This is a genomic window from Dermacoccus barathri (assembly GCF_015070805.1).
Lineage (GTDB): Bacteria > Actinomycetota > Actinomycetes > Actinomycetales > Dermatophilaceae > Dermacoccus > Dermacoccus abyssi.
The window spans coordinates 449,307-469,837 of record NZ_JADCTK010000004.1 but is presented as its reverse complement, the minus strand read 5'-3'; the positions used below and the strand labels follow the sequence as shown (position 1 = coordinate 469,837).

Annotated in this window: 16 protein-coding genes; 10 read left to right on the top strand and 6 right to left on the bottom strand. The window is 68.4% G+C overall.

Going from position 1 to position 20,531, the window contains the following annotated elements:
• A partial coding sequence (locus IM689_RS10175; RefSeq protein WP_193643877.1) for an IS30 family transposase occupies window positions 1-220 on the top strand: 220 nt, incomplete at its 5' end.
• A gap of 56 nt (window positions 221-276) precedes the next feature.
• Here the strand turns inward: IM689_RS10175 and mce are convergent.
• Window positions 277-726, bottom strand: coding sequence for a methylmalonyl-CoA epimerase (gene mce, locus IM689_RS10170; RefSeq protein WP_193643876.1), 450 nt, complete (start codon window positions 724-726; stop codon window positions 277-279).
• A gap of 70 nt (window positions 727-796) precedes the next feature.
• On the opposite strand from mce, the gene IM689_RS10165 reads away from it, so the two are divergent.
• The 4 genes from IM689_RS10165 to IM689_RS10150 all read left to right on the top strand — a co-directional run bounded on the left by IM689_RS10165 (window position 797) and on the right by IM689_RS10150 (window position 5,218).
• Complete coding sequence (locus IM689_RS10165) at window positions 797-1,996, top strand: acetyl-CoA C-acetyltransferase (RefSeq protein ID WP_193643875.1); 1,200 nt, start codon at window positions 797-799, stop codon at window positions 1,994-1,996.
• A gap of 6 nt (window positions 1,997-2,002) precedes the next feature.
• Window positions 2,003-2,953, top strand: a complete 951-nt coding sequence (gene meaB, locus IM689_RS10160; protein WP_319803853.1) for a methylmalonyl Co-A mutase-associated GTPase MeaB — start codon at window positions 2,003-2,005, stop codon at window positions 2,951-2,953.
• A gap of 151 nt (window positions 2,954-3,104) precedes the next feature.
• Window positions 3,105-4,814 carry an FAD-dependent oxidoreductase gene (locus tag IM689_RS10155; protein ID WP_193643874.1) on the top strand — a complete coding sequence of 570 codons (1,710 nt, stop codon included), beginning with the start codon at window positions 3,105-3,107 and terminating at the stop codon, window positions 4,812-4,814.
• A 98-nt stretch (window positions 4,815-4,912) separates the two neighbouring features.
• A complete protein-coding gene (locus tag IM689_RS10150) occupies window positions 4,913-5,218 on the top strand; it encodes a thiamine-binding protein (RefSeq protein ID WP_118912311.1) in 306 nt (101 codons plus the stop codon).
• A 38-nt stretch (window positions 5,219-5,256) separates the two neighbouring features.
• Here the strand turns inward: IM689_RS10150 and IM689_RS10145 are convergent, their stop codons facing one another.
• Complete coding sequence (locus IM689_RS10145; protein WP_193643873.1) at window positions 5,257-5,457, bottom strand: hypothetical protein; 201 nt, start codon at window positions 5,455-5,457, stop codon at window positions 5,257-5,259.
• A 229-nt stretch (window positions 5,458-5,686) separates the two neighbouring features.
• On the opposite strand from IM689_RS10145, the gene IM689_RS10140 reads away from it, so the two are divergent.
• From IM689_RS10140 to IM689_RS10130, 3 genes are all read left to right on the top strand, one after another.
• The gene (locus IM689_RS10140) at window positions 5,687-6,205 is read left to right on the top strand and encodes a GNAT family N-acetyltransferase (protein ID WP_193643872.1); all 519 of its coding nucleotides are present in this window, start codon (window positions 5,687-5,689) and stop codon (window positions 6,203-6,205) included.
• A gap of 33 nt (window positions 6,206-6,238) precedes the next feature.
• A complete protein-coding gene (locus IM689_RS10135) occupies window positions 6,239-8,005 on the top strand; it encodes an acyl-CoA mutase large subunit family protein (protein WP_193643871.1) in 1,767 nt (588 codons plus the stop codon).
• 99 nt (window positions 8,006-8,104) lie between these two features.
• On the top strand, window positions 8,105-9,169 hold the full coding sequence (locus IM689_RS10130) for a co-chaperone YbbN (RefSeq protein WP_193643870.1): 1,065 nt from the start codon (window positions 8,105-8,107) through the stop codon (window positions 9,167-9,169).
• A gap of 153 nt (window positions 9,170-9,322) precedes the next feature.
• Here IM689_RS10130 and pgm read toward each other — a convergent pair whose 3' ends face one another.
• The 4 genes from pgm to IM689_RS10110 form a co-directional block, all read right to left on the bottom strand.
• Entirely contained in the window at window positions 9,323-10,966 is a 1,644-nt protein-coding gene (gene pgm, locus IM689_RS10125; protein WP_193643869.1) for a phosphoglucomutase (alpha-D-glucose-1,6-bisphosphate-dependent), read from the bottom strand.
• Window positions 10,967-11,101: 135 nt separating this feature from the next.
• Window positions 11,102-15,529 carry a 1,4-alpha-glucan branching protein GlgB gene (gene glgB, locus IM689_RS10120; RefSeq protein ID WP_193643868.1) on the bottom strand — a complete coding sequence of 1,476 codons (4,428 nt, stop codon included), beginning with the start codon at window positions 15,527-15,529 and terminating at the stop codon, window positions 11,102-11,104.
• On the bottom strand, window positions 15,529-17,319 hold the full coding sequence (gene treS, locus IM689_RS10115; protein ID WP_193643867.1) for a maltose alpha-D-glucosyltransferase: 1,791 nt from the start codon (window positions 17,317-17,319) through the stop codon (window positions 15,529-15,531). The genes glgB and treS overlap by 1 nt, the downstream gene beginning before the upstream one ends.
• A 4-nt stretch (window positions 17,320-17,323) precedes the next feature.
• Window positions 17,324-19,501, bottom strand: a complete 2,178-nt coding sequence (locus tag IM689_RS10110; RefSeq protein ID WP_193643900.1) for an alpha-1,4-glucan--maltose-1-phosphate maltosyltransferase — start codon at window positions 19,499-19,501, stop codon at window positions 17,324-17,326.
• 178 nt (window positions 19,502-19,679) lie between these two features.
• Between IM689_RS10110 and IM689_RS10105 the strand changes: the two genes are divergently transcribed.
• Window positions 19,680-20,045: a hypothetical protein gene (locus tag IM689_RS10105; protein WP_193643866.1), complete on the top strand. Its 366-nt coding sequence runs from the start codon at window positions 19,680-19,682 to the stop codon at window positions 20,043-20,045.
• Window positions 20,027-20,503, top strand: coding sequence for a hypothetical protein (locus IM689_RS10100; RefSeq protein ID WP_370448503.1), 477 nt, complete (start codon window positions 20,027-20,029; stop codon window positions 20,501-20,503). Before IM689_RS10105 ends, IM689_RS10100 begins: the two co-directional genes overlap by 19 nt.
• Window positions 20,504-20,531: the final 28 nt, after the last annotated feature.

The window sequence follows — 20,531 nt, the reverse complement described above, 5'->3', positions numbered from 1 at the left end:
CGCCCGTTCGCCATGGCAGCGCGGCACGAACGAAAACACGAACCGGTTGCTGCGTCAGTACCTCGCGAAGAACGCCGACCTACGCTCCTTCACCCAGACCGACCTCGACACCATCGCGACGCGCATCAACGAACGGCCCCGCAAGGTCCTCGGCTGGGCCTCATCCCACGACGCCTTCACCGATAGCCTGAACACCATCAATGGTGCGTTGACCGGTTGAATCCGCCAACGTTTTTGATACGACGCCGAGCCTTGGGGTAGAAACGATGGGCTGCCTCAGTGTCCTTCAGCCGCTGGCTCGACGAGTTCGACGAGCACGCCGCCGGCATCCTTGGGGTGGATGAAGTTGATGCGGCTGCCGCCGGTGCCGATCTTCGGCGCGTCGTAGAGCAACCGCATGCCGCGCTCGCGCAGCGTCGCGCTCACCGCGTCAAGGTCTGCGACGCGGTAGGCGAGTTGCTGCATGCCGGGGCCGGAGCGGTCGAGGAACTTCGCGATGTTCGACTCCGGTGACAGCGGCGCGAGCAGCTGGATGTGGGTGTGCGGGGCATCGGCCGGGCCGACGCTCATCATCGCCTCACGCACACCCTGCTCCTCGTTGGTCTCCTCGTGAGCGAGCGTCATGCCGTACGTGTCGCGATAGAAGGCGATCGCGTCGTCGAGGTCGGCCACTGCGATGCCGACGTGGTCGATCGCCTCGAACAGGTGCGTGAAAGAGCCGGTCATGACCCCACCATATGGTTTGCTGGAAACAGCGTCTTTGGTTAATGACGATTAACTCAATGTGGAGGAAGACATGACCGACACCACCGCCGTCATCGTCGGGGGTGCCCGTACCCCCATGGGTCGCCTGCTCGGCTCGCTCAAGGGTTTCTCGGGCTCCGATCTTGGCGGGATCGCCATCAAGGGGGCCCTCGAGAAGGCCGGCGTCACGGGCGATCAGGTCGACTACGTCATCATGGGTCAGGTGCTCACCGCCGGCGCCGGCCAGATCCCGGCCCGTCAGGCCGCGGTCAAGGGCGGCATCCCGATGAGCGTGCCCGCCCTGACGATCAACAAGGTCTGCCTCTCGGGTCTCGACGCGGTGGCGCTGGCCGCGCAGCTCATCCGCGCCGGTGAGTTCGACGTCGTCGTGGCCGGTGGTCAGGAGTCGATGACCCAGGCGCCGCACCTTCTCGAGAAGTCCCGTGAAGGCTTCAAGTACGGCGACGTGTCGATGCGCGACCACATGGCCTACGACGGTCTGTGGGACGCCTTCACCGACCAGGCCATGGGCAACCTCACGGAGCAGGCCAACTGCGGTGATGCGCAGTTCAGCCGCGAGGAGCAGGACGCCTTCTCCGCGGCGTCGCACCAGAAGGCTGCAGCTGCCTGGGAGAAGGGCTACTTCGACGACGAGGTCGTCTCCGTCGAGATCCCGCAGCGCAAGGGCGAGCCCGTGCAGTTCAAGAACGACGAGGGTGTGCGGGCCGACACGACGGCCGAGTCCCTCGGCAAGCTGCGTCCTGCGTTCAGCAAGGACGGCACGATCACGGCCGGTTCGGCCTCGCAGATCAGCGACGGCGCCGCAGCGCTCGTCGTCATGAGCAAGGCGAAGGCCGAGGAGCTGGGCCTTGAGATCCTCGCCGAGATCGGGGCTCACGGCGTCGTCGCCGGGCCCGACTCGACGCTGCAGAGCCAGCCGGCGCGCGCCATCGCCGCCGCCTGTGAGAAGGACGGCCTTGCGCCCACCGACCTCGACGTCGTCGAGATCAACGAGGCGTTCGCGGCCGTCGGCCTCGCGTCCACCAAGGAACTCGGCCTGGATCCGGAGAAGGTCAACCCGAACGGCGGCGCCATTGCCATGGGCCACCCGATCGGCATGTCCGGAGCCCGTCTCGTTCTCACCCTGGCCCACGAACTGAAGCGTCGTGGTGGCGGGGTCGGCGCCGCTGCGCTCTGCGGTGGCGGCGGACAGGGTGACGCGCTCGTCCTGCGCGTGGCCGCGGAAGGCTGATCAGCCGTGCCGCGCGAGATCGACGTGCCCCAGCTCGTCGCGCAGATGCGCGACGGCAGCAGGCGTGCGCTCGCGCGGCTGCTGACCTGCGTCGAGAACGGACACCCCAAGCTCGAGGAGATCGGAGCGGCCATCGCGCCACACACGGGCGAGGCGCAGATCATCGGTCTCACGGGGCCGCCCGGGGTCGGTAAGTCGACGTCGACGAACGCGCTCGTCGAGGCCTACCGCAAGGACGGCAAGACGGTGGCCGTCCTTGCGGTCGACCCGAGTTCGCCGTTCTCCGGAGGAGCCCTGCTGGGCGACCGAATCCGGATGGTCGGCCACTCGGGTGACGAGGGCGTGTTCGTCCGCTCGATGGCGACGCGCGGCCACCTCGGTGGTCTCGCGGCCGCCGCTCCGGCGGCCCTGCGCGTGCTCGACGCAGCAGGCTTCGACATCGTGCTCGTGGAGACCGTGGGCGTCGGACAGTCGGAAGTGCATATCGCGGGCCTCGCGGACACGACGATCGTCCTGCTCGCGCCCGGTGCCGGAGATTCCATCCAGGCCGCGAAGGCCGGCGTCCTGGAGGTCGGTGATCTCTTCGTCGTCAACAAGGCCGACCGGGACGGTGCGCCTGCGACGGTGCGCGATCTGCGGCACATGATCTCGCTCGGCATGTCGGGTGAACCCGGTGAGTGGCGCCCGGAGGTCGTCTCCACGGTGGCCGAGAAGGCGCAGGGCGTCGAGGACGTCGTCGCGGCCGTCGAGGCACACCGGGCGTGGATGCTCGAGCACGACGAGCTCAGCGTGCGCCGCCGACGTCGGGCCGCGGGCGAGATCGAAGAGCTGGCGGTGCGGCGACTGCGTGAGCGCTGGGAACGCCCCAATGCCGAGGTGAAGCTCGACGACCTCGCTGAGGCTGTCGCTCGAGGGGTTCTGGACCCCTACGCCGCGGCGCAGGCCGTCGCGGGTTGAGGCTGAGGGGCTCGATGCGCGTCCGAAACCGCGCGAGAGCCCATGGCGGCGAGGCGTCGCCAGAGCGTGTTCTGAGGTGCGTCGCCGGCCGGTATCAGCTCTGATTCCGCGGAATACCGGGGTTGTCGGCGCCGATACATAGACTTGGAGCATGAAGCCTCGTACGCCCGTCATCATGCTCATCGCGGCCGCTGAGCACGCCGAAGAGATGCGGGACGAATTCACCCACCGCTACGCTGCCGACTACGACCTGCAACTCGCCACGACGCTCAGCGAATCGATGACGATGGCGCAGGGCCTCAATGCGCGCGGCATCCCGGTCGCGATGTTCGCCGCGACGACGCAGGTGGGCGACGCGACGGGCCTCGTCACGCTGCAGTGCCTGCATGCCGTCATGCCGGCGGCCAAGCGGGTCATGGTGCGCCTGCGCAGCGAACCGTGGGCGGTGGAGGAGCAGCGCGTCGCGCAGATCAGCGGCCAGATCGAGGCCGCGCTCCTGCTGCCGAGCGGCCCGCGCGACGAGGAGTTCCACACCGCCGTCACCGAGTTGCTCTCGGACTGGGGGTGGTCGGCGGGTGGCCCCGAGATCGAGCTCGTCAACATCGTGGCGCCCGCAGGCGACCCCAACGTCGGGGTACTGCGCGACTTCCTCGACCGCCAGGGCATCCCGATGGGGGTCTGGCCGCCGGACGCTCCGCACGCAGCCAAGACGCTCGAGATGGCGCGTTCGCAGGGCATCGAGATCGCCTATCCGCTCGTGCGCATCGCCGAGCGCGAGGTTCACGCCAACCCTGACGTCCGTGTGCTCGGGCGCGCCTTCGGCGCCACCGTCGACGAGTTGGGCGAGGGCCACGTCGTCGACCTTGCGATCGTCGGTGCGGGCCCGGCCGGCCTCGCTGCCGCGGTGTACGGCGCGAGCGAGGGGCTGAGCACAGCCGTCATCGAGGCCGACGCCGTGGGCGGCCAGGCCGGCACGAGCTCGATGATCCGCAACTACCTGGGCTTTCCCCGCGGCATCTCGGGCATGCGCCTCGCGCAGCGCGCGCGGTTCCAGGCCACCCGGTTCGGCGCGGGCATCTACCCGGCCACCGAGGTCACCGGTTTCACGCCCGGCTATCGGGGCGAACCGCACGTGCTCGAGACCGACGACGGGCCGGTCTGCGCCCGCGCCGTTCTCATCTCGACGGGCGTGGCCTACCGTCGCCTCGGCGTCGAGGAGGTCGAAGGCTTCGTCGGACGCGGCGTGTACTACGGCGCGGCGTCGTCGGCTGCCCGCGAGTGCGAGGGCGGGCACGTCCTCGTCGTCGGCGGCGGCAACTCGGCGGGCCAGGCCGCCATCCACCTCTCACGCTTCGCGCGCTCCGTCAGCATCGTCGTGCGTCGCGACGGGCTCGCGGAGACGATGTCTGACTACCTCATCCGCGAGATCGAGGCGAACCCGCGAATCGTCGTCAAGACGAATGCGGAGATCGTCGGGGCGAGCGGCACCGATCGGCTGCAGCACATGACGATCCGCTTCAACGAGAAGGACCAGGAGCTGACGGTTCCCGCCTGCGGGCTGTTCCTCCTGCTCGGCGCGCACCCGTGCGTCGACTGGCTCGACGGCACCGTGGCGCGTGACGCCAAGGGTTTCGTGCTCACCGGTCGTGACGTGCCGCAGGAGTTCTGGCGTGACGGGCTGCCCCCGGAAGCGCTCGCGACGAGCGTGCCTGGCGTGTTCGCCGCAGGCGACATCCGCGCCGGGTCGATGAAGCGCGTCGCCGCGGCGTCGGGTGAGGGCGCGGGGGCCGTGACGCTCGTTCACCACTGGCTCGAGGCCGTCGTGACGGGGACCTGCGACCCGGACGCCTGCGCGAGCTGATCCTGCCGGGCCCAAGACCGACGCTCGTCGCACGCCGCGCGGGGTGGCCGACGTGCGAACCTGACTGCATCGTTCCCATCACCTTCGAGGAGATCATGATGCTCGTCGCTTTCTCCGTCGCACCGTCGGCGACGGACGACCCGGACGGTTCCGTCAGCGAGGCGGTGGCCGCAGCCATCCGCGTGGTGCGTGAGTCGGGCATCCCGAACCGCACCGACGCGATGTTCACGACCCTCGAGGGGGAGTGGGACGAGTGCATGGACGTCGTGAAGCGGGCCTGCGAAGCCGTCGGAGCCGTTTCGCCCCGGGTCTCACTCGTGCTCAAGGCTGACATCCGGCCCGGTTTCACCGGCCAACTCGACGCCAAGGTCGCGCGCATCGAGGAGCGACTCACGGGCGAGTGACACTTCGTCGCGCGTGGTGTGCCCCAAGCTCCCGGGCGTCAGTGGCCCGCCTTCGCGAGAACCACCGTGAGGATGGCGGCCTGATGCCGCAACCGCGCGACCGACTCCGGCTGACCGTCGCAGAGAAGACTTGCGGCCCGGGAGAGTTCGTCGATCTCGTGCTGGACGATGTCGAGCACATCGCGTGAGGTGAGGTCACACCGTTCGGCCTCTGTCGAGCCGACGCCGATGTCGGGCAACTCGCCCGATCAGACTCCGCGCTTCGTGAGCGGTACGGCCTCGGCATTGTCGATCGCTGCCAGCGTAGAACCCGGAACGTTCGTGGTATCGCAGTCGCGCATTCGCATGGCTGACGTCAGCCTTTCGCGCAATGTCGTGCGCAGATCACTCGTCATGTCGCCAGGCAACGCCCCTCGCATGAGTGGATGCAAGCTCTTTCGTCAGGGGCTGAAACGTTAGCGTTCTGCCATGAACGACTACTCCGCCGTCGCTGATCGCTACGCCATCCGCCGTCTTACGGCTGACGACGCTGCGGACATCGCGGCCGTGCACATCCGCGTCTGGCGCGAGACCTACCCGGGACTCATGGCACAGGCGGCTCTCGATGCCCTCGACGTCGAGCGCTCCACCGTGAAGTGGCGCGAGATCCTCGGCGGTGACGACTCACCCCGCGTCGTCGGGGCGATCGAACGCGCCACGGGTGCCCTGGCTGGATGGATCACCGTCGGGCAGGCGCGCGACGAGGACGCTCCCGCGCCCACGGAGCTCTGGGTGCTCAACCTCGCCCGCGAGCACCAGGGGACGGGCGTTGCCCAGGAACTCATGAGGCTCGAGCTGGCGGATCGGCCCGCTTACCTGTGGGTGGTCGAGGGCAATGAGCGCGCCATTGCGTTCTACCGCCGCCACGGTTTCGACATCGACGGCGTCAGGAGGGAACAGGACGACGAGGGCAACCGCGATCTGCGGATGACGCGCCAACTACCGTGAAGTAGGTCACACTCGTCGCGTACCGTGGTCGCCATGAACGCCTACATCGATGCCGACTCATCCCACGGCAGCGGCGCGGACGGCGGTGCCACCACCCCGAGCACCGGACGCAGCGCCTGGCAGAAGCGCTATGACGACGCGGTCGCCAAGGGCCTCGTGCGCGACGCCGACTTCACGACCCTTTCGGGCGAGGAGGTCGACCCCGTCTACGGCCCCACCGACGGTGAGGTCGACCCACGGATCGGGTGGCCGGGTGAGTACCCGTACACGCGTGGTCTGCACTCGACCGGGTACCGCGGGCGCCCCTGGACGATCCGTCAGTTCGCCGGCTTCGGCAACGCGAAGCAGACCAACGAGCGCTACCGAATGATCCTCGGCCGCGGCGGTGGCGGTCTCTCCGTCGCATTCGACATGCCGACGCTCATGGGACGCGACTCCGACGAGGAACTCTCCCTCGGCGAGGTCGGCCACTGCGGTGTCGCCATCGACTCCGTCGCCGACATGGAGATCCTCTTCGACTCCATTCCGCTCGGCGACGTCACGACGTCGATGACCATCTCCGGCCCCGCGGTGCCGGTGTTCTGCATGTACGTCGTCGCGGCCGAGCGCCAGGGCGTGGACGTTGGCACGCTCAACGGCACGCTGCAGACGGACATCTTCAAGGAGTACATCGCGCAGAAGGAGTGGCTCTTCGCTCCGGAGCCGCACCTGCGCCTCATCGGTGACCTCATGGAGTACACCACCGAGAAGATGCCGGCCTACAAGCCGCTCTCGGTGTCCGGGTACCACATCCGTGAGGCGGGGGCGACGGCCGCGCAGGAGCTGGCGTACACGCTGGCCGACGGCTTCGGCTACGTCGAACTCGGCCTCTCGCGTGGTCTCGACGTCAACACCTTTGCGCCCGGGTTGTCCTTCTTCTTCGACGCGCACGTCGATTTCTTCGAGGAGATCGCGAAGTTCCGCGCGGCACGCCGTATCTGGGCGCGCTGGATGAAGGAGGAGTACGGCGCCACCTCCGAGAAGGCGATGTGGATGCGGTTCCACACGCAGACGGCGGGTGTCTCCCTCACGGCGCAGCAGCCGATCAACAACGTCGTCCGCACCGCGGTGGAGGCGCTTTCAGCCGTGCTCGGCGGAACGAACTCGCTCCACACGAACGCCCTCGACGAGACGCTGGCGCTGCCGACGGACGAGTCGGCCGAGATCGCGCTGCGTACGCAACAGGTGCTCATGGAGGAGACCGGCATCACGAACGTCGCCGACCCGCTCGGCGGCTCGTGGTACGTCGAGGCACTCACCGACAAGATCGAGGCAGAGGCCGAGAAGATCTTCGCTCAGATCCGTGACCTCGGGGAGGCAGGTGCACCGCGTGACGAGGACGGCGCGGTTCGCCACGAGGTGGGGCCGATGACAAGTGGTCTGCTGCGCGGTATCGAGGAGGCGTGGTTCACCGGCAACATCGCCGATTCGTCCTTCCGCTACCAGCAGGCGCTGGAGAAGGGCGACAAGCGCATCGTCGGCGTCAACGCTCACATGGAGACGAACGCCAAGCCGCTGGAGATCCTGCGCATCAGCCACGAGGTCGAGCGCGACCAGGTCGCGTCACTCAAGGAGCGCAAGGCCGGACGCGACGGCGCCGTCGTGCAGGAGAAGCTCGACGCCCTCGTGGCGGCGGCGAAGACCGACGCCAACCTCATCGAGCCGATGCTCGAGGCGGCCCGCGCCGAGGCGACCCTCGGCGAGATCTGTGGGGCTCTCAAGGAGCTGTGGGGCGAGTACCGAGAGCCTGCCGCGTTCTAGTCGAGCCGCCCACGGTGGCACTGTGGCACACCGAACGGACTTCCGTCGCTGGTGCGCCCGAGGTAGGTGCGAACCACGTGTTCCTGCAAGAATGCCGGTATGACGAATCAGCCGCTGAACGCCGCGTCACTGCGCGGTGCCGTCGACCTCTCCTCCCTGAAGAAGCCGCAGGGCGCTCCTGCGGGTGCCGCTCGGACGAGCGACACCTCCGGCGCTACGTCGGCGCCTCTGCCGGGCGCCGCTGAGGCGCCTGCGGCGTCGCCTGATGCGCAGGCTGCCGACACGTTCCGTCACGACGGGCTGGTCGTCGACGTCACGACGGACAACTTCCAGGCCCTCGCTCAGCAGTCGGTTGCGCACCCCGTCATCGTGGCGATCTGGGCGCGCTCGCAGCCTGCGTCGCAGCAGCCGATCGACGTTCTTGCCCGCGCCGTCCGCAAGCAGGAGGGACGCGTTCTCCTCGGTGTGGCGGATCTCGACGAGAGCCCCGAGATCGGGCAGGTCTTCGCGCAGCTGTCACAGCAGGCTGCGCAGCAGGGACAGCCCGGTCAGATCCTCGCGGCGGCCTTCGTGCAGGGCCAGCCGATCCCGATTCCGCCCGTCGTCGAGGACGCCATGGCTGACGAGATTCTCGGCCAGATCGTCCAGATCGCCGTGCAGAACGGCGTGACGGGGCGTGTGCAGGGGTACGACCCGAACGCTGCGCCTACAAGCGACACTGACGAGGGCGCGGACGAAGCCGAGGCGGAACTGCCGCCGCTTCACCAGTTGGCGTACGACGCTATTGAGAAGGGCGACTACGAAGGGGCGCTCGCCGCGTTCGACCAGGCGCTCGAGCAGAACCCCAAGGACGAGGAGGCCCGCCTCGCGCGTGGCCAGGTCAAGCTCATGCAGCGCACCCAGGGTGCCGACCTCAACGCTGCGCGCGAGGCTGCGGCGTCGAATCCGGCCGACATCGAAGCGCAGATGACCGTCGCGGACCTCGACCTGCTCGGCGGGCACGTCGAGGACGCTTTCGCGCGCCTCATCGATGTCGTCAAAGCCACGCGTGACGACGAGCGCACCACGGTGCGCGAGCACCTCATCGAGCTTTTCGACGTCGTCGGGTCGACCGACCCACGCGTCAACAAGGCCCGCACCGCGCTGATGTCTGCGCTGTACTGACAACAGCGCAATTGCGCTTTCATGGAGAGAAACAGCGGCACTATTCGTAGACCGGTCCTGTAATGCACGAATGGTGGGGGTCTGGTGAAGGAGATCACCACACACCCACCATTCGTGCGGTCATGCCAGGTGCGACATATGAATCCGCGAGAGTCAGCTTCCGAGCGCTGCTGACACCACGTCGCGGGCTTCGGCCTGCACCTGGGCGAGGTGCTCCTCGCCCTTGAACGACTCGGCGTAGATCTTGTACACGTCCTCGGTGCCCGAGGGGCGCGCCGCGAACCAGGCGCTGTCGGTGACGACCTTGAGGCCCCCGATCTTCGCACCGTTGCCCGGCGCCTCCGTCAGCTTCGCCGTGATCGACTCGCCGGCGAGCGTGTCCGCGGCGACGGCGTCGGGCGTCAGTGCGCCGAGCTTTGCCTTTTCCTCACGCGATGCGGGTGCGTCCACGCGGGCGTAGGCGGGGGCGCCGTGCTTCGCTGTCAGTTCGCCGTAGAGCTCCGACGGGGACTTGCCCGTTGTCGCCTTGATCTCCGACGCGAGCAGGGCGAGCAGGATGCCGTCCTTGTCCGTGGTCCACACGGAGCCGTCGAAGCGGACGAGCGACGCCCCGGCCGACTCCTCGCCGCCGAAGGGGCCCGAGCCGTCGAGCAGGCCGGGCACGAACCACTTGAAGCCGACGGGCACCTCGACGAGCTTGCGGCCGAGGTCGTCGGCCACACGGTCGATCATCGAGCTGCTCACGAGCGTCTTCCCGATGAATCCGTCGCCCCACTGCGGGCGCGCGCCGCCGTAGAGGTACTGGATCGCGACGGCGAGGTAGTGGTTCGGGTTCATCAGGCCGGCGTCGGGCGTGACGATGCCGTGGCGGTCGGAGTCGGCATCGTTGCCGGTTGCGATGTCGTACTTCTCGCGCTGGGCGATGAGGGAGGCCATGGCGTTGGGGGAGGAGCAGTCCATGCGGATCTTCTCGTCCCAGTCGAGCGTCATGAAGCGCCACGTCGGGTCCACGAGAGGATTGACTACCGTGAGATCGAGGCCGTGGCGTTCGGCGATCTCGCCCCAGTAGGCGACGGCAGCGCCGCCGAGCGGGTCGGCGCCGATCCTCACGCCGGCGTTCTTGATCGCCGCCAGATCGACGACGTTGGGCAGGTCGTCGACGTACGTGCCGAGGAAGTCGTACTTCTGCGCCTTCTCCGACGCCTTCGAGAAGGCCACCCGCTTGACACCGGAGAGCCCACCACGCATGTACTCGTTGGCGCGTGCCGCGATGACCTTCGTGGCATCCGAGTCGGCCGGCCCACCGTGCGGCGGGTTGTACTTGAAGCCACCGTCGGCCGGCGGGTTGTGTGACGGCGTGACGACGATGCCGTCGGCCAGGCCGGATCCGTTCGTCAGATCCTTGCCCTTGTTCGCGCGCAGGATGGCGTGGCTGACGGCGGGCGTCGGCGTGTAGCCGTCACGGTCGTCGACGAGCACCGTGACGTCGTTCGCGACGAGCACCTCGAGCGCACTCGCCCACGCAGGCTCGGACAGCGCGTGGGTGTCGCGGCCGAGGAACAACGGGCCGTCGAAGCCCTGCGAGCGGCGGTAGTCGACGATCGCCTGCGTCGTCGCGAGGATGTGCGCCTCGTTGAACGCGGTCTTGAGGCTCGAACCGCGGTGCCCCGACGTGCCGAACGCCACCTGCTGGTCGACGTTCTCAGGGTCGGGCGTCAGCGTGTAGTACGCCGTGACGAGGTGGGGGACGTCGATCAGGTCACGAGGTTCGGCCAACTGGCCCGCGCGGTTGCTCATGCCTTCATCCTGCCCTCTGTGAGCGGCGACGTAAACGCCCGAACCGATGCCCCGAGCGAGGCGGGGCGGACGCGATGAGGCCGGCCGCACCCCTGGCGGGTACGGCCGGCCTCATGCGCTCGATCGAGCGGGTCGTCAGTCGCGCTGACGCGTCTGGGCGGCGGCGTCGCGAGCCTCGTCGTCGGGGCCCCAGCGGCCACCCTCGACGTCCTCGTCGAGGCCGCCACTGGGCGTGCCGGTGATGTCCTTGAGGTGCTCGACGGGCTCGTCACCCGTCTCGTCCTCGCCGGCCGGCGTGAAGGCACGCTCGTGCGCCTTCGACTCGGTCTGCTCGACGTCGAAACCACCCTCGTCCGCGTGGTCGACGGGGTGCGTCGCCGGGACGCCGGTACGCGAACACGCCTGCTGGTCGCCGGCCGCTCCCTGAGCGTCCTCGACCTGCGCGCCGCCACGCGAACCGTCGAGCGGCTGATCGAGTGCGCCCGGGTTGCCTGCGGCGTCCTCGAGCGGCGCGCCCGCGATGAGGGCCTCGGACGGCTGCCTGTCGGACGAACTCGTCGCTGCGTTCTGGTCACTCATCGTGTTCTCCTGTCGTGCCGTTGCGGTGGACGATGAATCGGCGCCACCGGCCTGCTCGGTAGCGGTGTGCGCAGGCACCTGGGTCATGTCGGGGCGCGTCGCCGGCTCGAACCACACGACACCGAGCGGCGGCATGGTGATCTCGGCCGAGTACGGCTGACCGTCCCACGGAATTTCCTCCGCGACGACGGAACCGAGGTTTCCGACTCCGGAACCACCGTACGCCTGGGCATCGGTGTTGAGGATCTCGTTCCAGGTGCCCGCGTGTGGCAGACCGACGCGCACGTTCTCGTGCGGCGATCCGGCAAAGTTGGCCGCCACAGCGACGACGGGGCGGTAGCCGTCGGACTCCGCCTCGGCGAAGCGGAGCCACGTGTAGGCGTTGCGGTCGGCGTCGTCGGCGTTGATCCAGCGGAAGCCCTCACCCGAGTGGTCGAGAGCCCACATCGCCGGGCGCTCACGGTAGGCCCGGTTGAGATCCTTCATCATCGCGTGGACGCCGTAGTGTGCCGGCTGGTCGAGGAGCCACCAGTCGAGGCTGCGCCCGTCGGCCCACTCGGCCTCCTGGGCGAACTCCGAGCCCATGAAGAGCAGCGGCTTGCCCGGGTGCGCCCACATGTACGCGAGGTAGGCGCGCACACCGGCGAGCTGCTGCCAACGGTCGCCGGGCATCTTGCGCAGCAGGCTGCCCTTGCCGTGCACGACCTCGTCGTGACTGATGGGAAGGACGAACTGCTCGCTGAACGCGTAGACGAGCGCGAATGTGAGGTCGTGGTGGTGGTGCTGGCGATAGATCGGCTCGCGCGCGACGTAGTCGAGCGAGTCGTGCATCCAGCCCATGTTCCACTTCAGGCCGAAGCCCAGGCCGCCCGAATCGGTCGAGCGGGTGATGCCCGGCCACGACGTCGACTCCTCGGCGACGATGACGACACCCGGCGTGCGCTTGTACGCCGTGGCGTTCGTCTCCTGAAGCAACTGCACCGCTTCGAGGTTCTCCTGGCCGCCGAACTTGTTCGGCTCCCACTCACCGTCCTTGCGGGCGTAGTTGAGGTAGAGCATCGAGGCGACGCCGTCGACGCGCAGACCGTCGGCGTGGAACTCCTCGAGCCAGTACAGCGCGTTCGCGACGAGGAAGTTGCGCACCTGCGGGCGGCCGTAGTCGAAGATGTTGGAACCCCACTCGGGGTGCCAACCCTTGCGCGGGTCCGGGTGCTCGTACAGCGCCTGGCCGTCGAAGCGGGCCAGCGCCCACTCGTCGGTGGCGAAGTGACCTGGCACCCAGTCGAGGATGACCCCGATGCCCTCCTGGTGGAGGCGGTCGACGAGGAACTTGAAGTCGTCCGGGTCGCCGAAGCGACTGTTGGGCGCGTAGTAGCTCGTGACGTGGTAGCCCCAGCTCGGCGGGTAGGGGTGCTCCATGACGGGCATGAACTCCACGTGCGTGAAGCCAAGATCCTTGACGTAGTTCACCAGGTGTTCGGCGAGGTCACGATAGCTCTGCCCCTGACGCCAGGAGCCGAGGTGGACCTCGTAGGTCGACATCGGGCCGTGGTGCGGGTCGGTCTCCGCGCGCTTCGTCATCCAGGCCGAGTCGTTCCACTCGTAGCGCGAACTCGTCACCTTCGAGGCGGTGGCGGGCGCCGTCTCGGCGAGGCGCGCCATCGGGTCGGCCTTGGCGCGACGGACGCCGTCGCTGCACAGGATCTCGAACTTGTAGGCGGTGCCCTCGTGCACGTCGGGCACGAAGAGCTCCCACACACCGGAGTCGGAGAGCGTGCGCATGCCGTGGCCGACACCGTCCCAGTGGTTGAAGTCGCCGACGACGCGCACGGCCTTGGCGTTGGGCGCCCAGACCGCGAACGACGTGCCGGTGACGTCACCCATGACACTCGGGTAGGTGCGCACGTGCGCACCGAGCACGTTCCACAGCTCCTCGTGACGACCCTCACCGATGAGGTGGAGGTCGATCTCGCCGAGCGTCGGCATGAAGCGGTACGGGTCGTCCCCGCGCTGCTCCGCGTCGTCCTCGTAGGTTGTGAGGATGCGGTAGTCGGGCATGTGCTCGCCCGCCGTGGCGCCCACCCAGATGCCCTCGTACTCGTGTGTGAGCTCGATGCGCTGATCGCCCATCTCGACGGTGACCGTGCGTGCCATCGGACGCACGACACGGAACGTGATGACGCCGTCGGCGACGTGAGCACCGAGGACGCGGTGCGGGTCGCGGTGTTCACCGGCGAGGACAGCGTTCAACTCGTTCGTGTCGACCGATGCGGGACGCACCTCGCCGCCAGAGCGTTCGGTGCCCATTCCGAGGGCCGAACCGGCCTGGGCCGCGAGGTCCTTCGTTGCACCGACGACGCTGCTCACGACCCCGGTTCCCACTGCGTCGGGCTTGCTGCCCGGCTCGGCGACGGTGGCGTCATCGGTTGCGGGGACACCGCGCGTCGTGACAGGAGGGGGAGTGTTCTCGGAGTTCATGGTGCTCCTTTCGTCGATGCCCGCAGCTGCGTTGCCGGTGTCGGCGAGCGGCGTGACGGGGTGCGCGCTCATGGCGTGCACTTCGGAGGCCTGCGGTGCGGCCTCGAGGATCCGGACGACGGCGTTCGCGGGGATGCTGAGCCATTCCGGGCGGTTGCGGGCTTCGTAGGAGATCTCGTAGAGCGCCTTGTCGAGCACGAACAGATCGAGCAGGTCGCGGGGGACGGCGGCGCCGGCCTCACGCTCGTAGCCTTCGAGGAACGCCGCCTGCGTCGCGTCGACCCAGGCGCGGCGGTCGCCGTCGGCGCCGGGCTGCTCGTTCTCGATTGTTCCTCCGGCGTAGTCGAAGGAACGCAGCATGCCCGCGACGTCGCGCACGGTGACGTCGGGGTTCGTTCGTTCGCCGAGCGGACGCAGCGGCTCGCCCTCGAAGTCGAGGAGCACCCACCCGCGCTCGGGCACGTCGAGCACCTGACCGAGGTGGTAGTCACCGTGGATGCGCTGGAACGCCGGCCACGTCGCGCCGCGGCTCGCCTCGATGCGGGCGGAGACGGCCGTCGTGTGCTGTGCCAGGTGCTCAGCCTCGTGGAAGGCCGCGGCAGCACGCTCGTGCATCTCGTCGACGAGGTCGCTGATGCGGTTCGCGTCGGGCTCGGCCGTCGGCAGAACCTCGGCAAGGGTGCGGTGGACCTCAGCCGTCGTGCGGCCCAGGGCGCGGGCTCCCTCGGTGAAGTCACGGTTGTCACGAGCGGCCTCGAGGGCCTCGCGCCATGCGTCACGCACGTTCGGCAGGAACTCCTGCGCGAACGCGAGGTCGGCCGTCACGCGCTCGCGGCTGTGGCGACCCTCGCTGTACGAGCCGGCCAGCGACGCGTAGAGGGCCGGCACGTGCTGGTTACCCGCCGCGGTGAGGGCGTTCGTGATCTCGATGTCGGGGTTGGAGCCGACGTGGAGCACGCGGAAGACCTTGGCGATGAGCTGCGAGTCGTCGTCGAGCGTGTAGATGATCGACGTGTTCGACTGCTCGCCGCTGAGCACCTTCGCGCTGCGCATGCGGGGCAGCCCCGCGCCGCGGGGGCTGGGGCGGCCCTTGACGGTCATCTCGACGACGCCGTCGCTGCGCTCCTCCTCCGTGCCAGCGTTGACCATGACGTCGAGCAAGGCTGCCGCGAACACCGGGTCGTGCGGGCCGTCGTAGAAGTACCGCGTGCCGAGGACGGAGTGCTCGGACGTGCCGATGAGGGCGTGCTCCAACTCCGGTACCCGCTCGCCGCGGTAGGTGACAGGGATCTGGTAGGTCGTGTTCTCGCCGGACGTGACGTCCCGCAGGAACATGATCTCGACGCCGACCTGACCGCTCGGGTCGGCCAGCCGGAAGGCGCTCGTCCGGTGGAACTGCGGCGTGCGCCCCTTGCCCTGGAACCAGCGCTGCTTCGCCACCCAGGGGCCGACGAGGTCGATCTTGCCGGGCTCCATCGAAGCGTTCGAGTGGATCTCAGCCACCATCAGCCGTCCTCCTTGAGCACGTCGAGCAGTTCGGAGGCGTCGGCCTCGGCGCTGCCCTTGGCGGCGGGCAGCTCGGCGTCCGCGCTCACGTCGGACTCGATGGCGAGCCAGTAGAAGCCGCGCGAACCGAGCATGACCTCGAGCGTGCCGTCCTCGCGGACCGCGCCGAAGCCCTGACCGCCGAAGATGTCGGTGAGCTCGGCGCCGGCGAACTTCTCACCGACCGTGATGCGAGCACCCTGCGGGCGCGACGACAGGTTGTTGACGCACAGCAGGTGCTTGGCCGAGTCCTCGGACTTCGCGTCGTCGTCCGACATCGAGCGGGTGTAGGTGAGCACGGCCTCGTTGTCGGCCGGCGTGACGACGAAGTCGCCCATACCGAACGCCGCGTGGCGCGAGCGTACGGCGAGCATGCCGCGCGTCCAGTGCAGCAGCGAGGAGTTGCTGGCCATCTGCGCCTCGACGTTCACCGTGGAGTAGTTGTGCACGAGGTTCTGGATGACGGGCAGGTACAGCTTTCCCGGGTCGGCCGTCGAGAAACCCGCGTTGCGGTCCGGCGTCCACTGCATCGGCGTGCGGACGGCATCACGGTCGTCGAGCCAGATGTTGTCGCCCATGCCGATCTCGTCGCCGTAGTACAGGCACGGCGAGCCCGGCAGCGACAGCAGGAGCGCGTTGATGAGTTCGATCTCGGCGCGGCTGTTGTCGAGCAGGGGAGCGAGACGGCGGCGGATACCGACGTTCGCGCGCATGCGCGGGTCCGGTGCGTACCAGCCGTACATGGCGGCACGCTCCTCGTTCGTCACCATCTCGAGGGTCAACTCGTCGTGGTTGCGCAGGAAGGTGCCCCACTGCGTGCCCTTGGGGATCGGCGGGGTGTCGGCGAGCACGTCGATGATCGGCGCGGCCTTCTCCTCGCGCAGCGAGTAGTACAGGCGCGGCATGACGGGGAAGTGGAAGCACATGTGGCACTCCGGGTCTTCCTCGGTGCCGAAGTAGTCGACGACCTCGTGCGGCATCTGGTTGGCCTCGGCGAGCAGCACGCGTCCGGGGTACTCCTCGTCGACCATCCGACGAAGGCGCGCGAGGAACTCGTGCGTCTTCGGGTGGTTCTCGCCGTTGTGGCCCTCCTCCTCGAAGAGGTACGGCACGGCGTCGAGACGGAAACCGTCGATACCCATGTCCATCCAGTAGCGGACGATGTCGAACATCTCCTCCTGGACGGCCGGGTTCTCGAAGTTGAGGTCCGGCTGGTGGGAGAAGAAGCGGTGCCAGAAGAACTGGCGGCGCACGGAGTCGAAGGTCCAGTTGGACTCTTCGGTGTCGACGAAGATGATGCGCGCCTCGGAGTACTTCTCGTCCGTGTCCGACCACACGTAGTAGTCGCCGTACGGACCTTCCGGATCCTCGCGGCTCGCCTGGAACCACGCGTGCTGGTCGCTCGTGTGGTTCATGACGAAGTCGGTGATGATGCGGATGCCGCGAGCGTGGGCCTGCGCCACGAGCTCCTGGAACTCGGGCAGCGTGCCGAACTCGGGCAGCACCTGCTTGTAGTCACTGATGTCGTAGCCGCCGTCGCGCAGCGGCGAGGCGTAGAACGGGGGCAGCCACAGGCAGTCGACGCCCAGCCACTGCAGGTAGTCGAGCTTGCCCATGAGGCCGGAGAAGTCGCCCGAACCGTTGCCGGTGGAGTCGCTGAAACCGCGCACGAGCGCTTCGTAGAAGACGGCCTTACGGAACCACTGGGGGTCGTGCTTGAGCCCGGGCTGGTGGAGTCCAAGTCCCTGCATGTCTTCAGAACCGCCTCACGTGAATGATGTGAACGTTTTCGGCGTCCGGTCCGAGCCGGACGAAGTTGTGCTCGCCCCAGTGCCAGGTGGCATCGCTGAGGAGGTCGTGGGCCACGAAGCCCTCGTCGCCGCGCAGGCCGAGCGCTCCCATGTCGAGGTGCACCCAGGTCTCACGCGTGGCGTGCGGGTCGGTGTTGGCCACGACGAGGATCGTGTCCTCGCTGCCGTCGGTCAGCACACGGCGCTTGGAGAAGACAAGGAAGTTCTCGTCGTCGACGCCGTGCCAGCGCAGGTTACGCAGGTGTTCGAGGGCCGGGTGCGCGCGGCGGATCTCGTTGATCCGGCGCAAGTACCAGTCGATCGACTGCCCTTCCTTGGGCCCGCCGGGCAGGTAGTCGTCCCACCCGCGGTTCTTGAACTGGTACTTCTCGTTGTCGATCTGCTCCTGGGCACCCGGTCGGGCGACGCTTTCCATGAGCTCGTAGCCGGCGTAGATGCCGTAGGTGGGCACGAGCGTTGCGGCGAGAGCGGCGCGCAGCTTCCACGCTGCCGGACCGCCGAACTGCATGTACGGCGTGAGGATGTCGTGTGTCGTCGGCCAGAAGCTCGGACGCATGTAGCTCGCCGTGTCGCCGATGAGCTCGTCGAGGTACTCGCGGATCTCCCACGGCTGGTGGCGCCACGCGTAGTACGTGTAGCTCTGCTGGAAGCCGATGCGCCCGAGGTTGTGCATCATGGCGGGCTTCGTGAACGCCTCGGCGAGCCAGATGACGTCCGGGTGGTTCTTCGCGACGTCGGCGATGAGCCACTGCCAGAACTCGACAGGCTTTGTGTGCGGGTTGTCGACCCGGAAGATCTTGATGCCGTGGTCGATCCACACCTGCATGACGCGGCGCATCTCGGCGTAGATGCCGGCCGGGTCGTTGTCGAAGTTCAGGGGGTAGATGTCCTGGTACTTCTTCGGCGGGTTCTCGGCGTAGGCGATCGTGCCGTCGCTACGCGTCGTGAACCACTCGGGGTGCTCGGTGACCCACGGGTGGTCAGGCGCGCACTGCAGCGCGATGTCGAGCGCGACCTCCAGGCCGAGCTCCTCGGCGCGGGCGACGAAGGCGTCGAGATCGTCGAAGGTGCCCAGCGACGGCTCGATGGCGTCGTGGCCACCGTCCTTGCTGCCGATGGCGTACGGCGAACCCGGATCCTCGGGGCCGGCCGTCAGCGAGTTGTTCGGACCCTTGCGGTTGATCGCGCCGATCGGGTGGATCGGCGTGAGGTAGACGACGTCGAAGCCCATGTCGGCGACGGCCGGAAGGCGCTCGGCGGCCGTACGCAGCGTTCCGGAGACCCACTTGCCCGTGGCCTCGTCGAAGTAGGCGCCCTCGGAGCGCGGGAAGAACTCGTACCACGCGCCGGTCAGGGCGAGCTTGCGCTCCACCAGCCACGGGTAGTCGGGGCTGGGAGAGACGAAGTCACGCAGCGGCAGGCGCTCCATGACCTCCTTGACGCTGAGCGACGTGCCCGCGGCGAGGCGCTCGTCCTTGGGCAGGCTCATGTCGCGCATCGTGGCGGCCGCGTGCTCGAGCACGCGGGCATCGTCGTCCGGGTGGTCGTTCGTGGCGAGCGAGCGGTCGAGAACGCGGGCGCCCTCCTCGAACATCACCTCGACGTCGATGCCGGCGGGCACCTTGATCGTGGCGTCGTGCTCCCACGTGCCGTACGGGTCGCTCCAGCCCTCGACGCGGAAGTGCCACACGCCCTCGTGGTCGGCTTCGGCGTCGCCGTGCCACAGGTCGAGACCCGGGTTGACGCAGGTCATCGTGACGATGCGCTCGGCACCGTGCGGCGAGACCATGACGAGGGAGGCGTTGACCGCGTCGTGGCCCTCGCGGAAGACGGTGGCGCGCACGGTGAAGGGCTCGTCGACGACCGACTTGGTCGGCAGGTTGCCGCCGTCCACGATCGGCATGACGTCGGTGACCGGGATGCGTCCGATGCCTCGCACGCCACCGATCTCCACGTGCGCCGTCGTGGGGGCGCTCGCCGCGGGTGCGGGGCGGGGCTCAGCGGTGTCGGGGGTGTACCGGCCGGTTTCCGGCTCGGCGCTCGCCGGGTTCGAGGCGAGGTCGATGTCGTCTCGCGCGGAGGCGGGCGACGCGGCAGAGGTGTCGGGGGTCGGTTTCGGCATGGGCGATCGGCCCGGCTGAGAAACAGTCACGTGCGTCACGCTACCCAATACCACTGACAACCGCTTCTCGCGCGAGTAGCGGCGAGACGGCCAGCCGCGTGAGACCGGCCTCACATGGGCATTCGCGGAGCTTGCGCCCGGTTCGCGGGCCGAGATGAGGCCCGCCTACGATGACGGGGTGTTCGTCCCCCTGACTGTCGTCGTCCTCGGCGCCACCACCCTGCTCGCGCTGTTCGCCGCAGTCGCGACGGTTCGCGGGCGTCCCATCGACAACCCGATCTTCTATCTCATGATCGCGGTCGAGGTGCTGCTCGTGCTGCAGCTCGTCGTCGGCATCGCGACGTCGGGTTCGGCCGATCCGCGGATGAACACCGGAATCTTCATCGCCTACCTCGTCGGGCTGCTCATCGTCCTGCCCGTCGCAGGATTCTGGGCCATCGCCGAGCGGGAATCGCGCTGGGGGACGGCGGTGCTGCTGCTCGCCGCCGTCGGCCTGGGCATCATGGTCGGCCGCATTCTGCAGCTGTGGAACGGTCACCCGTGACCCCGAGCGACAACGACCCCGCACCGAACGAGACGAAGGACGCGCGCGACGTGACCAGCCGGAACACCCGAACCGTGAACTCGGGACCGGGACGAATGCTCGTGGCCGTGTACGGCCTGTTCGCGCTCGCCGCGACGGGGCGCTCGATCATGCAGTTGTCCCAGAGCTTCTCGAAAGCGCCGGCCGCCTACCTCCTCTCGGCGCTCGCGGCGATCGTCTACATCGTCGCGACAGTGGCCCTGGCACGCGGTGATCGGACGTCGGTGCGTCTCGCCCGGGCGACGATCGGTTTCGAACTCGCCGGTGTCCTGATCGTCGGGCTGTGGAGTGTGCTCCAGCCCGACGCGTTCCACGACAAGACCGTGTGGTCGCACTTCGGCCAGGGCTACGGGTTCGTGCCCCTTCTGTTGCCGATCATCGGTCTGCTCTGGCTGCGCCGGAGCGCGCCGACCCGCTGACCTGACGCCCGGCGCTCGTCTCAGTCGA